The 12841-nt window shown below is 32.1% G+C and carries 19 protein-coding genes and 3 pseudogenes; 19 read left to right on the top strand and 3 right to left on the bottom strand.

Annotated features, from left to right (window positions below):
- The 12 genes and pseudogenes from BAQ46_RS27535 to BAQ46_RS27470 all read left to right on the top strand — a co-directional run.
- Window positions 1-573: DNA/RNA non-specific endonuclease (locus tag BAQ46_RS27535; protein WP_249024572.1), on the top strand; the 573-nt coding region annotated here is incomplete at its 5' end.
- Between the two features lie 3 nt (window positions 574-576).
- Window positions 577-1056 carry an immunity protein YezG family protein gene (locus BAQ46_RS27530; protein WP_000845734.1) on the top strand — a complete coding sequence of 160 codons (480 nt, stop codon included), beginning with the start codon at window positions 577-579 and terminating at the stop codon, window positions 1054-1056.
- Window positions 1057-1327: 271 nt separating this feature from the next.
- On the top strand, window positions 1328-1414 hold the full coding sequence (locus tag BAQ46_RS30270; RefSeq protein ID WP_235355870.1) for an HNH endonuclease: 87 nt from the start codon (window positions 1328-1330) through the stop codon (window positions 1412-1414).
- 19 nt (window positions 1415-1433) lie between these two features.
- Window positions 1434-1904 (top strand): annotated as a pseudogene (locus BAQ46_RS27520) (SMI1/KNR4 family protein).
- 218 nt (window positions 1905-2122) lie between these two features.
- Window positions 2123-2314 (top strand): hypothetical protein, encoded by a 192-nt coding sequence (locus tag BAQ46_RS31295; protein WP_071743237.1) that lies wholly within the window; start codon window positions 2123-2125, stop codon window positions 2312-2314.
- Between the two features lie 48 nt (window positions 2315-2362).
- The gene (locus BAQ46_RS27510; protein WP_071743235.1) at window positions 2363-3220 is read left to right on the top strand and encodes an ADP-ribosyltransferase; all 858 of its coding nucleotides are present in this window, start codon (window positions 2363-2365) and stop codon (window positions 3218-3220) included.
- Window positions 3221-3268: 48 nt separating this feature from the next.
- Window positions 3269-4048, top strand: coding sequence for a hypothetical protein (locus BAQ46_RS27505; RefSeq protein ID WP_071743233.1), 780 nt, complete (start codon window positions 3269-3271; stop codon window positions 4046-4048).
- Window positions 4049-4067: 19 nt separating this feature from the next.
- Window positions 4068-4775 (top strand): pentapeptide repeat-containing protein, encoded by a 708-nt coding sequence (locus tag BAQ46_RS27500; RefSeq protein ID WP_016718037.1) that lies wholly within the window; start codon window positions 4068-4070, stop codon window positions 4773-4775.
- 122 nt (window positions 4776-4897) lie between these two features.
- Window positions 4898-5121: pseudogene (locus BAQ46_RS30950) on the top strand (DNA/RNA non-specific endonuclease); the annotation flags it as partial.
- On the top strand, window positions 5095-5517 hold the full coding sequence (locus BAQ46_RS31290; RefSeq protein ID WP_249024573.1) for a hypothetical protein: 423 nt from the start codon (window positions 5095-5097) through the stop codon (window positions 5515-5517). The pseudogene BAQ46_RS30950 and the gene BAQ46_RS31290, both read left to right, overlap by 27 nt.
- Before the next feature lie 22 nt (window positions 5518-5539).
- Complete coding sequence (locus tag BAQ46_RS27485) at window positions 5540-6001, top strand: Imm30 family immunity protein (RefSeq protein ID WP_061130544.1); 462 nt, start codon at window positions 5540-5542, stop codon at window positions 5999-6001.
- 589 nt (window positions 6002-6590) lie between these two features.
- Window positions 6591-6935: a DUF2185 domain-containing protein gene (locus BAQ46_RS27470; RefSeq protein ID WP_061130545.1), complete on the top strand. Its 345-nt coding sequence runs from the start codon at window positions 6591-6593 to the stop codon at window positions 6933-6935.
- Between the two features lie 117 nt (window positions 6936-7052).
- On the opposite strand, the gene BAQ46_RS30855 is transcribed toward BAQ46_RS27470, so the two are convergent.
- A complete protein-coding gene (locus tag BAQ46_RS30855; RefSeq protein WP_169823872.1) occupies window positions 7053-7205 on the bottom strand; it encodes a hypothetical protein in 153 nt (50 codons plus the stop codon).
- Between the two features lie 70 nt (window positions 7206-7275).
- On the opposite strand from BAQ46_RS30855, the gene BAQ46_RS27465 reads away from it, so the two are divergent.
- The 4 genes and pseudogenes from BAQ46_RS27465 to BAQ46_RS27450 all read left to right on the top strand — a co-directional run.
- A complete protein-coding gene (locus BAQ46_RS27465; protein WP_062822234.1) occupies window positions 7276-7707 on the top strand; it encodes an SMI1/KNR4 family protein in 432 nt (143 codons plus the stop codon).
- 175 nt (window positions 7708-7882) lie between these two features.
- Window positions 7883-8539: an SMI1/KNR4 family protein gene (locus BAQ46_RS27460; protein WP_061184296.1), complete on the top strand. Its 657-nt coding sequence runs from the start codon at window positions 7883-7885 to the stop codon at window positions 8537-8539.
- 444 nt (window positions 8540-8983) lie between these two features.
- The gene (locus BAQ46_RS27455) at window positions 8984-9259 is read left to right on the top strand and encodes a hypothetical protein (RefSeq protein ID WP_062822233.1); all 276 of its coding nucleotides are present in this window, start codon (window positions 8984-8986) and stop codon (window positions 9257-9259) included.
- A 70-nt stretch (window positions 9260-9329) separates the two neighbouring features.
- Window positions 9330-9569, top strand: a pseudogene (locus tag BAQ46_RS27450) (Imm30 family immunity protein); the annotation flags it as partial.
- Between the two features lie 159 nt (window positions 9570-9728).
- Here BAQ46_RS27450 and BAQ46_RS27445 read toward each other — a convergent pair.
- Window positions 9729-9983, bottom strand: coding sequence for a SunI/YnzG family protein (locus BAQ46_RS27445; protein ID WP_000900622.1), 255 nt, complete (start codon window positions 9981-9983; stop codon window positions 9729-9731).
- 306 nt (window positions 9984-10289) lie between these two features.
- Between BAQ46_RS27445 and BAQ46_RS27440 the strand changes: the two genes are divergently transcribed.
- Together BAQ46_RS27440 and BAQ46_RS27435 are read left to right on the top strand one after the other, a co-directional pair.
- Window positions 10290-10622, top strand: a complete 333-nt coding sequence (locus BAQ46_RS27440) for a DUF3895 domain-containing protein (protein ID WP_063245632.1) — start codon at window positions 10290-10292, stop codon at window positions 10620-10622.
- A 237-nt stretch (window positions 10623-10859) separates the two neighbouring features.
- Complete coding sequence (locus BAQ46_RS27435) at window positions 10860-11111, top strand: hypothetical protein (RefSeq protein ID WP_000804106.1); 252 nt, start codon at window positions 10860-10862, stop codon at window positions 11109-11111.
- Between the two features lie 127 nt (window positions 11112-11238).
- On the opposite strand, the gene BAQ46_RS27430 is transcribed toward BAQ46_RS27435, so the two are convergent.
- A complete protein-coding gene (locus BAQ46_RS27430) occupies window positions 11239-11856 on the bottom strand; it encodes a DUF4241 domain-containing protein (RefSeq protein WP_071743231.1) in 618 nt (205 codons plus the stop codon).
- A 660-nt stretch (window positions 11857-12516) separates the two neighbouring features.
- Between BAQ46_RS27430 and BAQ46_RS27425 the strand changes: the two genes are divergently transcribed.
- Complete coding sequence (locus BAQ46_RS27425) at window positions 12517-12813, top strand: hypothetical protein (protein ID WP_002024464.1); 297 nt, start codon at window positions 12517-12519, stop codon at window positions 12811-12813.
- Window positions 12814-12841 lie beyond the last annotated feature (28 nt).

Genomic DNA, 12841 nt, shown 5'->3' with positions numbered 1-12841 from the left:
CATGATGCCTCAAAGGCGAGTATTCAGAGTAGGATCTCGAATTTGGAGAGTGGTGGGGTTAAGGGTACGGGTGATAGTAGTAAGGCTGTTGATGATGTAGTTAAAGATGGTAGTCACTTTTCAGATGAATTTAAATTGAAACCTAATGTAAAATATGAAACGAATGGATATCTATATCAAACAGATGAACTAGGAAGAATTGAGAGAGCATCTGGAGAATTAACGTTAGAGATGGGAGAACGTAATAGTAAGCATCAGCTAGCTGCTGGAGGAGAAGACCGAGTTAAAGCTCCTAGTACTCAAGGCGATCATGGTGGACATTTAATCGGTACGCAATTTAATGGATCTCCGCTAATTGATAATATAGTTGCAATGAATGGTAATGTGAATGTAAGTGCTTATAAAAAATTGGAATCTGCTTGGGCAAAAGCTTTAAGGGGAGGAAAAGAAGTTTTTGTGGATATAAGGCCAAGGTATAGCGGAACTTCAATACGACCGGATAGCTTTGCTATCAGTTATAAAATAAATGGTATTGAAAAAGTGAAAATTTTAAAAAATATATATGGAGGTTAGTATATGAAAACTGAAAAAATGGAAGAATTATATGGAATGATTGCAAACTATCTTAATAGTATAATCCCTGTTGGGTGGAAGGAAGTTTATTTATATGCAGAAATAGATGACTTTAGTAATGAGACCTTTTTCTATTTCTATCCGAATGATTCTTCAGAACCTATATATAGTTTAGAGGTTTCTAAAATATATAATTTAGATAAAAATCAGTATATGGAAAAATTATTTAAACTTAATGACTATGTAGAAAAATTGCGCGAGGAATTTAAAAATAATAATCAACCATTATGGTCTAATTTAACATTTGAACTAACTTCTTCAGGGAAATTTAACATTGATTATGACTATACAGACTTGGATAATTGTGATTATGATGATTACGAAAGGCATGTGATATGGAAATATAAAAAATTGAATACGTTACCTGATGAAAATAATGAATTCGATAAAGAGATTATTGAGAAATACAAAAAGGAAAGATAATATTTTTTATTAAAATATCCTACTAGATGAAAAAACGGAAGAGAATTATGAAATGTATTCATATAAAATGAAGAGTTTAATAAAAGTTCTTTTAGAAATTCAGGTATAAAAAATGACTTTGATTTTGATGAGGCTCTTAAAAAAGCACTTACTTTGAGTAAGAAACAAGGATTTTATCAATATAAAGAAAACGAAAAGAAGATAACAATCTACTATCTATATTTAGTAGACAGTTATCTTTTTTCTTTAAATAGTTTTTGGGGAGCGGAAAATGCAACTAGTTCCTTACGGAATCCATGGTATTACTGTTCATAATGGTGGAAGGACTAAAGGAATGTGGGCAGATGCGCCAAGATAATAAAAAAGGAGTGTTTTGAATGGAAATTAAAAAAGAATCTATAATTTATCCGTTACCGTCTGATAGTTTAATATTAAAGAAAGAAGAATTTTGGAGAGTTCAACTACCGGTAGATTATAAGAATTTCATAAAAGTTAATAATGGTGGTTCCCCAGAAAAGAAATCTTTTGTGTGTAATAACCATAGCTATGCAGTTATTAGGTTTTGATGTATTCTTGAAGCCCCAGAAAATATTGAAATAGGTATGTTTGATATTGATGTAACATGGACCCAGCTAGATGAGAGACTTACAGATGATGGAGATTTACTGGGAGTAGCTTTATTACCAATTGCTGTATTATTTGCCGGTGATTTTTTATGTTTAGATTTTAGAGAATCAAGAAGTAACCCGAAAGTTTGTGTGTGGGATCATGAGAATTCTGCTGAACTTGAACCAGTAAGTCATCATGTTGCAGATACATTTGCTGAATTTATGGGTATGCTTCACTAATACATCTATCTAGACAAATCACATGATTAAAACTAGATAAAGGAACTCCAAAAAGATTTTTGAGTGATACAGAAAAACAATGAGAAGCTTGAAAATAATGACTCATGATGGTTGTACCATCATAGAGTATTATGTGCAATGATAGAATAGAAAATAAAGTACGAGCTTAGGCGAGATGACATTTTATCGGGCGATAAATATAAACACATGGAATGTATATGAAACTAACGAACTCGTACAAACTCGTAAGTTTTAACATAGTATTTGTTATGAAGTATAAAAAGTGTCATATTGTTACTACAAAACTTATAAATTTATGCTGCTTAAAAACAAATGAACTTAAAGCGCTTGATTGTCTACGAAAGACAACAAGCGCTTTTTTATTAGATAGGCATGTTATAAATGTTTAAAAATTATTTTTATGAATTAAGGTTAACAAAAATTACTAGTATTATATAATTGAAAATACATTAGCAAAAGGTGCGGACTCCGTAACCCCATTCGTTAAAGGTGTAGAAATACTGCCAGATGGAAGTGTCGTTAGAACTGGAACGAACTATAGCGGGAAATTCCAAGAAGCCCATGATGCCTCAAAGGCGAGTATTCAGAGTAGGATCTCGAATTTGGAGAGTGGTGGGGTTAAGGGTACGGGTAAAGGTAGTAATGCAAAACCCAAAAAAGTTAAACTAACTCCAGAACGAGAAAAATACTATCGAAAGAAAATAGATGAAGCTGAGGCTCAGGCTCAGGGAGAGTATAAAGTAGCAAATGATATTAGATATGAACGTCATTGTGAAGAAACGATCCCACCTTTAGATCGTGAAAAATGGGATGTTAGGAATGAGAATCTAAAAAAAATCACAGAGTGTGGTAGGGAAGAAGAAATAAAAGGAAGAAAAGCTTTAGGAGAACATCTTGACCGTAAGCTAGAGAACAATAACCTTGGCAAGGTTGTTACGTATACATCCAGTGAAGGGCATCTTACGCGTCCAGATAGTATAGGTCGTAATGCTAAGGATGAAATCGATTTAGTTCATGACCACAAACACAAAATAAGTGACAAAGAACACGTTATTCATAATGACAGTCAAATGCGAGCTGAAAGAGAGATGCTCGAAGATAAAAATGGAAGTCATATTGTGACAATATCAAGTGATAAACCCGATTTGAATGGAATTCCTCCTAAACCAAGACCAAGTGGGCCTTTAGGAGAAAAGAGTGAGATTTACTATACTGACCTAAGTAGTGGAAAAGTGACTCATAAATGGGAGGGCAATTCACGTTTACCTGGTGGAGGGCGATGGAAAAAACTATGAATAAAAATTATTATGTGACTATATTTTTTAGTATTAAGGAGGATATACATGAAACCTGATTTTTTCTCAATTACAATGTATCCTACAGTATCTTTTAACGAAGAAGAAGTATTAGGTCGTCTTTTGGATGTGTTTGAGTCAAATGAAAAATTTGCTCCTACTCATTGGGGTAACAGTGAAATGGTACGAGTAGAATATAATCGTCAGGAAATCCTGGAAAAAGTAGTTTCAGAGCATAAAGTATCAGAAGTTTACCTTTATCGTGATAAATCGGTGAACTATAGTGGGAGTTTTGAAGTTAACTGGAGTCATCGCTCATTTTTGAAGTTTGAGTTTCATAAATCGATACCTAAAAAATTATGGCCTGCTTTTTTTGAGTTATCTGACCAAATTGCAGAAATTGCGAAACCAAGTTATGGAGTAACTCAAATTTTTTGGCCTTTATCATATCCGTGGAATACCGAACGTGAACGATTACAAATGTGGATGGAAATATCTTCCCAACCAATACCAGTTAGGTTTCTTCCTAACGGTCCCTTAGGGGTAGGGGCTAGAACATACTTTAGCGGTCATATTTTAGAAATGTTTGATAAGGAATTATTACAAAATAGTCCAGCTGTGGTATCTGAGCTAGATTGGGGTGGCCTTTGTATTGATATTTTAAATAATCCATTAGAGAGTGATAGTGATACATTACTTGATAATTGGCTACAAGTAATGAAGTATTTGGAACCAGCACAAGTAATGGCTATACCAAGTTTTGATGAAGATCAAATGGGTGTAACTTATTCTCCAAATATTGCTTGGAAGGACTATCTGAAAAGCTAAATGAAAGGAGCTCGTAATAATGAATGAGAATGATAGAATAAGAGTCATGGAAATATTAAATCAATCTCAATACAATGATGAAATTATAGATGGGCTAGATATGAGCAATTTAGACCTTACTTTTTCTGATTTGTCAGAGGTGATGGCAGAGGGGATCATGGCAAAACAAGTCCATTTAAGAGCTTCTTCACTAATGAGAGCATCTTTTTTTGATTGTGATTTTGAGTTTGCTGATTTCAGGAGCTGTAATTTAGAGGAAATACATATTGCAGATTGTAGATTTGGTGAAGCTAATTTCTTTAAAGCCAATATGAAATATGCAAAGGTAAATATAAGTAGTTGTTTTGAAACATGTTTTGATGAAGTTGATTTTTCATATGGAGAATTAGTTGGAACGATATTAAATCATGCTACTTTTCGACGAGCAAATTTATATAAAATAGATGCAAAACAGGCCGACTGTACGGGAACAAATTTCAGCAACGCGAATCTTACAGAAGGTAACTTTGAAAAAGCATATTTAGAAGATGCTAATTTATCAGAAGTAAACGCTAGAAACGCAGATTTTACTGACGCAGATTTAACGGGAGCGACCCTTTTAAATGGTGATTTTACTGACGCGAATTTTACCGGTGCTAAACTTGACAATGTAGTTTGGACAGGAGCAAAGGTAGAAGGAGCCAAATTTGACGAAAATGTGAAGGAACAAATCTTAAAAATGATTTAAATATGATGGGGATTATATACATTTGAGCACTCGAAAACCTATGATTGGTAGCGAGTGCTTTTTTCTTAGAGATATTAGAGATTGATAAATAAGTGAAAATTAATATAGATTATTTTTAAGGATTGTTAGATAGATTAAGTTGGGAATATTATATAATTGAAAATACATTAGCAAAAGGTGTGGACTCCGTAACCCCATTCGTTAAAGGTGTAGAAATACTGCCAGATGGAAGTGTCGCTAGTCTGGAACGAACTATAGCGGGAAGTTCCAAGAAGCCCATGATGCCTCTAAGGCGAGTATTCAGAGTAGGATCTCGAATTTGGAGAGTAGTGGGGTTAAGGGTACGGATAAAGCTCTATTGACTAATGAAGGAAAAGTTGGAACCTATAAACAACTTGTGAAACAAGGAACTGCTTTTGATAATATTACTCCACATCATATGCCTTCTGCAGAGAAAATGAAACAAGCTGGTATAAAAAGGAATGATGGTGTGAGTATGAATATGGAACAACCTCATCCTGGAACCGGTGGGAGACATCGTGAAACATATACATATGGTCTATCAGGAGAAAAATCGAAGGCGTATTTAAACCTTAGCTTTCGTGATGCCTTAGCTCATGATATTTTGGATGCTCGAAGAATTTATATAAAAGATGGTTTATATACTGCTGAGATAAGAGAAGGTTTAAGAGAAGTTATTAAAAGAAACAAAGAGCTGTATCCGCATTTATTTGATAAATAAAACATGGAAAGGATGATTACCTTTGGATATTAAGAGTCATCTAAAAAGACTATACGATAATCGTTTATTAGAAAATGAAAATGAGATACGAGATTTTAATGAGTCATTAATGGAAGTAATAGAGTACAACGACGTCTCTGTTATTACAGATTTATGTTTAGTTTTGGATGATGAGACTGAGCAATTTGAGGTTATGTTTGGTTTGATTCATGGAATAGAGAGCTTATATAAAAATAATATAGAAGAAGGACTTGTATGTATTGCTAAAGCTGTTCCGAAGATGATTAACTCAGCAAAAGAATGGGTAGAAATTTTACATTATAGAATTCTTAATCACCCTCAAGTAAGATTAGCATATGGAAAAGTACTTTCGGGATTTGATCCATCAATTACGATTAGTATTAAAGAATTATTGATTGATATAAAAAATGAAGACCCTGATATGTTTAGTGAATCTGTTAATGAGGTAATTAAGAGCATCTAATGTTTAAAGTTGAAAAGATATAAAAGCACATAAGGCAAGTCAACAACAAAAGAACTTATTATTGTAGTGGAAAGAAAAAGAATAGGTTGTTTAAAAGTGCATACTCCATGATGGTTGTACCATCATAGAGTATTATGTGCAATGGTAGAATAGAAAACGAAGTACGAGCTTAGGCGAGATGACATTTTACATGGCGATAAATATAAACACATGGAATGGACATAAAACTAACGAACTCGTACAAACTCGTAAGTTTTAATGTAGTAGTTGTCATGATATACAAAAGGTGTCATACTGTTACTACAAAACTTACAAATTTATGCTACTTAAAAACATATGAACTTAAAGCACTTGATTGTTATTTTGGACAACAAGTGCTTTTTTCATAGATGTATGTAAACTTAATGAATAATGCGCGGTATATATTAATAAAAGAAAATAGATTGTTAATATTGTATAATTGAAATTAGAAGAGCAAAAGGTGTGGATTAGTAGTGGTTCAAAGTATCATTTGAAAGATCATGTGTGGATTATACCAAAGAGTATTCTTTGAGAAATGATTTATTAAATCTTATTGAGGAGTATGAATATGAAAGTTAATAATTCTGACTATGGAGGTTTTATTGTTTCTAAGAATGTTGTAGCAGGAAAACCAATACGTTATACATTTAGAGAAAAATCAGAAGTTCCTCAATTAAATGGGTGGACTATTTACTCTTCAGAAGATAATGATGAATATGTAAATGATTCTAGTAACTTTCAAGTTTTAGGAGCAAACTCTGTATTAGAAATAGCACCAGTTATGTTAGAAATTTTTGATGCTCCCTATGGAACAGACCTATGTTGGTTGTATAAAGAAGGTGTTCATGTAGGATTTTATGATTTGATAAGTGAAGATGAGAAAGATATTGGTCAAATTGTAAAAGGAAATTGATGCTATTTTGTGAGTTCTTTGGGCACTGCCAAAAATACATTTCCAATAAGAAAAGTCAACAGCTACGTTAGGAGAACGTAGCTGTTGACTTTTTTAAGTGTCATTTCATGACAAGAGTTATTTATCATCTTTGTTTAAGTTAATGGTTTCTTTGTTTTTACGAACTTCAAGGATAGCTTTTCTCATGTCTCGTTCGATTCGTTGCTTGTAAAGAAGTTCTGTAAATGCTCTGAAGCATTCATTACCACTTCCAACATACACTCGAATCAATCAGTTTAAATAAAAAAGCTCGTCTTTTTCATCACTGTTTTCTCAACAAAAATAGAAAGTTAAAATTAAAATGAACATACTACATAATATCAGTGCTATGTATACTGTTGATACAAAAGAACCTCCTTCGAAAGAAAAAGAAATTAAAGCGCTTCAGCATTTCTCAGTAATAGATGTACCTACAGAATATATAGAAATGATTCAGCTAGCTTCAAATGTTGAAATTAATGTTAATGACCAAATGTATATTAGGATATGGGGAGCTTCGGATTGCATAGAAATGAATGAAGCTTATAAAGTGCAGAATTACCTTCTTTATTCACTCGCAATTGGTGATGATGAAGGTGGGGGTGCATTAATTTATCTACAAGGTAAAGATGGTTTTGGTATATACTATAACAGTTTTGGAAATTTAGACATGGAGGATGCAGTTAAAATTGCACCATCTTTAACCGAGTTATTAGTAAATAATGTAGGTGTGAATATCTTATTAGACATTTGAGAACATGTAGAGAATTTGGTGTTATAGTTTCATTGTAATTTGTTTTCTAATAACTATAGGGAATACAGCAAAGAAAAAATAACAATATCTATTATTAATATTCTTGGCTTAGTTTGTTAGTAAACAACCAGATACAAAAGAATACATATAAAGTATGAATAGGGATGTAGTAAAAATGACAATGATACAATTTAATTCTTATCATCAAAAAGTAGAGATAAAGAGAAATTTAGAACTTATGAACTTAGAATATAAAAAAATTAGAGAGTATGTAAATTTTGATGTATGTTCTTTTGAGCAATTAGATGAATTTCAAGTAGGATACAGCATTGACACCGATGGAAACTCCCTTGTAACCGATGAGGAAGATACTTGGGATGCAAATTGGATTGTTATTGCATATGAAACTATGTGTGGAGATCCAATTATTATTGACTTAAGTGAGGAAGGATACCCTATATCTTCACTCATGCATGGAATGGATAGTTGGAGTGGTGGCGATTTTCTTGCAGATTCCATGGAATCATTTATTAATTTTATGAAAGATATAGGTGATTTTCTAACTGAGAAACAAGTGTTAGAAGGTAAAAGAATGATACTAACTAAAGAATTGGATATATTGTTAAATGAGTTTTTGGAAAGAAATAAATTTACTGATTTTGAAATATGGAACTCTTTATTAAGTCCATTATTTGATATCGCAGAAGAATATGAGCAAACAATGGAGAGAAAAATCAAAAAGATGAAGGAAGAAGGAAAGAAAATAACGGAAATTGCCCACATGCTTAATATAAAACCTAAAGAAGTGTATGAGTATATTAAGAAAGTTTAATAATGCCTCTTTACTTTAGCGAGAACAATCAGGAACGATGATAGAGCGATACAGGCAGAAAATGCTTGGATTTTTTATAAAGTCCAAACAAAAATCTGCTGAAGAAGAATCCATTTTGATCAATCTTTTTTCAAGATGGATGTTTTTTATTTATCGTAAAACTTAGGATTGAGAGTTGTTTTTGATTAGAATTTATTTCGAAGCGAGGGCAATGGGGTTTCGAGGTAGCTCTGCATGAGTAAAGATACTTACAAAAAATCAATGAAATTCAAAAGAATATCCATAAGTGAATACAGTATGGAGAATGGGAACGAAGGACGATGGACGCGGAAGGTGGCTACAGGGATGAAGTATGGTGAAAATACTAAGTTAGTTGAGGAAAGGCCATTGTTGGAGTGGTGAAAAATAGAAATAAAATTTATGATAATTAAATAGGAGGACATAGTGAACAAGAAAAGGCAGTTAATTCAACAAGTAAAAGTCGTGATACATAAGTTGGAGAAAGACTATGCGAAAGATATTAATAGTGGTATTTTACAATTAATATATAAAAGATATAAGAAAGCGTTAGAAATATTAGAGAATAACGAGGATACTAAGGGAATAACCATTGTGGGTGGCGTACGTGCATATATGGACAGTCACAATGATTATCCACATACATTATTAGAAGAATTATATAAAGCTGAAACAATCACCAAAGAATTAACTAACAGATAGTGATAGAGGAAAAACAAGACGTGATAAAATAAGGGAGAAGTTTTATAAAAAGCAAAATATAATTCTTGTAATGTTTGAGAGTGCAAAAGAGTGGGCAATGCTACTAAACGTAAGAATTTTAAATAATGATTTATATAGAAGTGAGTATGCTAAAGTACTTGTAGGAATGAATCATGATATACAACTAATGATAATTAATTTACTTAATGAAATTATTGCTGATAACCCTAAAAGATTTGAGAGGACTGCCAATGAGGTTCTTAGTCAATTACAAGGAGTAAATAAGAATTGTAGAACTACTGTATTATAGATAAAACTAAGAATACCCTAGCGAAGAGCTAGGGTGTTTGTGTTATATAGTTTCACCATATGCTTCCGAATTAGGAGCAGGAGTAATCAACGAACCTTTTGTAGCGTTTCCTATAATAGAATGAAAGTGTTTAACGTTTAAATATAGGAAGAAAAACAATTAAGCTTTTATTTTATTTAAAATGGATACTCTATTAGTAGTGAATAATAAATAATTTTGTTTTACTGTCTTAATTAAAATACGATCAGTTGTACCATATGCTGTTCCAATTCGGATTACGCTTTTTTCTTCAACACCAGCATATGTATTATCTTCCGTTACCTCAGTGATTTCACATAATGGAATATGAATTTTAGAGAATTGCCATGAAATAATTAGTTCATCTTTTGTTTTTTCAACATGAATACCTAACATATTACCAGAACCTTTCTATAATAAAATTTCACTCGTACTATTTTATTATACAAATTTATAAATTTTAATTGTATTTTTTTACAGAGAGTATACAATTAACAACGAGAAAATGTTCATTATTACTTTCATTCCTATTATAACGAATTCTACAATAGAAAACAGAACGTATATTTGGTATAATCGGAATATACTATATGAAACGATGTACATGAGTTTGGGATTTATGAAAAAAGGTAACATAATAATACATACGCTATAGGATTCAGTTCATGTTATACAAATCAATCGTTAGAAAGGAAAAGAAGTATGAATCAAATTTCATTCGAAGATTTATTTGAAGAAGAAAACAAACGAGAAAAGGTGGAGGTAGCTGAGCCCCCCGTGCCTTTATCGCCCTTACAAAAGGATATTTTAGAGTTAATTAATTCTGAAGAAATAAGTGCACTTGAGTTATGCGAACAATTAATACGAGCTGGTAAAATATCAGATGAGAGATTCACAACGAATAAGCCTAAAGCATATGGGCAAGTATGCTTACTATTAGAAGGTTTTGTTAAAGAAGGAAAGCTTATTTTTGTCAAAAGTGATGAGAAAAGAGATAGAGTATATAAATTGAATGAAGAAGATTCTAACGAATAAAATGTGTAAAGTATAGTAATGAAATAAGGAAGTCCTCATATTTGTGTTGAAAGATTATTTTCACATAAGCGTGGGGATTTTTTTTGAGGGAGGATGTATGAAAGCTATATTGCTAATAATTTTACGGAGTTTTTAAATAAGTTACATGATTAATAGTGGAAAGGGTTCAAACTTATCTGGCAGTGATAAATGAAATTAGTTACATAACCTCGTTTCTAATAAAAAGGGGGGATTAAAATGAAACCGAATTATTTTACAATCGCAATGTATCCGACTGTAGCATTTAACGAGGAAGAGATATTGAATCGTCTTCTAGATGTATTTGAGTCAAACGAAAAATCCGCTCCTACTCATTGGGGAAACTGTGAAACGGTGCAGGTAGAATATAATCGCCAGGAAATCATAGAAAAAGTAATTTCGGAGCGTAGAGTGTCTGAAGTTCAACTCTATCATGATAAAATGACGGGTTATATTCACTTAAGAATATAACCCTATTTATTAGAACCAGTAGTATATAAGGAGATTATCCCACGGGTTATTTGCAAATATTAGACGGGGGATATTTGACGCTGTAAAAGAAAAAATATTGACTCTTATATCATTATTGATGTTGTCCTCAATTTTCCTCATGTAGCACTTGAAAATCAGTAACAAGTGAAACGATTTTTCCTGCTTCATCGATTCCCCAATAGGAAGGATAAAATCCATCTCCATATCCTGAACGGAATATAATGATATTACTTCCTGTTTCCTCACAAACCACGCAATTTCCCCAATCTTCATCATGTTCTGTTAGTATGTCATCTATAAGATCATCATACAAACTAGTAAATTCTTCTCCTAGTTCTTGTTGTAACCTGTCTTCTATTTCTTCTAACTTACTAATTGCTTCAACATCTGCAAAGCACCCTAAGCTTGTATCAACTGGGTAACCAAAAATATAACCGTCTTCCAGTTCACTTACATTTTGTCCTGGTTTTGTTGCCATCTTCCATCCTACCGCTTTTGACTCCGACAATTTCAATTCAGCACCAGCAATGACTCCATCTTCCTTATGCCACCAAGCAACAATTGGATATGTACCTGGCTGAATTGTTTGTTCGAAGTGATTTTCATTAAAAATAAGAGGATCACAAGCGACAATTTTACCTGAAGTAACTTTCAACTGTTCTAGTGCTTCGGAACGCAGAGCCTCACTATCCGGTTTAGATAATTCACGTAATAACTTTGACATAATGTTTCTCTCCCTTTCCTTTTAAAATATTTGTTGGTGCTGCCTCCCATATATTTTTATATGAGTTACATTTGTGTTCCGTGGTATTTCTAGCGCCTTTGTATGTTTCTATAACTTCGATATTATCGCCATGAACTTCTAAAAACTCTGCGGCATATCGTACCCGCGTTTTTCTAATAGTTCCGCAACATATTCTTCATGCGTTTTACGTTTTCGGATATATTGCCCCGTACAAGTGTAGATGGAACAAACATTTATTCATTGAAAAATATAACAAATGAATTTGACTTTAAAATTAGAACCAGTTTTGAGGATGTAAATAATAATCCACCCGTTGATTATATTATTTTAAGGGTAAAAATGCATTAATTAAAAATTCAATAAAAGAAGATCGAACTAGATAGTCTTTCTAGATTAATCTTCTTATTTTATATTCTCAAGGGATATCCCACTTCACTGCGACTCATTGCAATATGTCTACTTCTGTGACACATTACACAATTGTACAGAGATAATGAAGTAATATGAAAAAAATATAAAGATTTAAATTTAATCCTATATATTTTTTATAAATTCTAAAAGTAAATCCCTTATTTTTGGTATGATTGACAGAGACTATTTAATTTCTTATGAATATTCTTGAAAAGGAAGTCATGCTGTATGAAATCAATAAATGTAAATGGGAATATATATTATATTGAATCTGTTCCTTTTGAAGATAAGAGTGAGCAGGATGAAGAAGGATACTACGAATATTTTTACAAAGGAGTCAATTTATCGTTTCACTCGGACAAAGAAATAATTAAAGCCCGAATTTATGACGACGAAGAAATAATATATTTCTTAAAAAATCCATTTCTTGCTTTTGGTAAAGATTTTGAAGCTATAAAAGTATATATAATTAAAGAATATGATGTAAATAAATTTAAAATTCCAGGTGAAAAAAAGCCTATATAGAATTATAGCTATAATTCTATATAGGCGT

The organism is Bacillus paranthracis (assembly GCF_001883995.1).
Classification (GTDB): Bacteria; Bacillota; Bacilli; order Bacillales; family Bacillaceae_G; genus Bacillus_A; species Bacillus_A paranthracis.
Note: the sequence above shows the minus strand (reverse complement) of the source record. Positions and strands in the feature narration are given on the sequence as shown.

Bases quoted from the DNA above. Each gene is read 5' to 3' on its own strand.
- BAQ46_RS27530 (WP_000845734.1), top strand. From the start codon at position 577: ATGAAAACTGAAAAAATGGAAGAATTATATGGAATGATTGCAAACTAT.
- BAQ46_RS30270 (WP_235355870.1), top strand. From the start codon at position 1,328: ATGCAACTAGTTCCTTACGGAATCCATGGTATTACTGTTCATAATGGT.
- BAQ46_RS31295 (WP_071743237.1), top strand. From the start codon at position 2,123: ATGAAACTAACGAACTCGTACAAACTCGTAAGTTTTAACATAGTATTT.
- BAQ46_RS27505 (WP_071743233.1), top strand. From the start codon at position 3,269: ATGAAACCTGATTTTTTCTCAATTACAATGTATCCTACAGTATCTTTT.
- BAQ46_RS27500 (WP_016718037.1), top strand. From the start codon at position 4,068: ATGAATGAGAATGATAGAATAAGAGTCATGGAAATATTAAATCAATCT.
- BAQ46_RS27470 (WP_061130545.1), top strand. From the start codon at position 6,591: ATGAAAGTTAATAATTCTGACTATGGAGGTTTTATTGTTTCTAAGAAT.
- BAQ46_RS27465 (WP_062822234.1), top strand. From the start codon at position 7,276: ATGAACATACTACATAATATCAGTGCTATGTATACTGTTGATACAAAA.
- BAQ46_RS27460 (WP_061184296.1), top strand. From the start codon at position 7,883: ATGACAATGATACAATTTAATTCTTATCATCAAAAAGTAGAGATAAAG.
- BAQ46_RS27445 (WP_000900622.1), bottom strand. From the start codon at position 9,983: ATGTTAGGTATTCATGTTGAAAAAACAAAAGATGAACTAATTATTTCA.
- BAQ46_RS27440 (WP_063245632.1), top strand. From the start codon at position 10,290: ATGAATCAAATTTCATTCGAAGATTTATTTGAAGAAGAAAACAAACGA.
- BAQ46_RS27435 (WP_000804106.1), top strand. From the start codon at position 10,860: ATGAAACCGAATTATTTTACAATCGCAATGTATCCGACTGTAGCATTT.
- BAQ46_RS27430 (WP_071743231.1), bottom strand. From the start codon at position 11,856: ATGTCAAAGTTATTACGTGAATTATCTAAACCGGATAGTGAGGCTCTG.
- BAQ46_RS27425 (WP_002024464.1), top strand. From the start codon at position 12,517: ATGAAATCAATAAATGTAAATGGGAATATATATTATATTGAATCTGTT.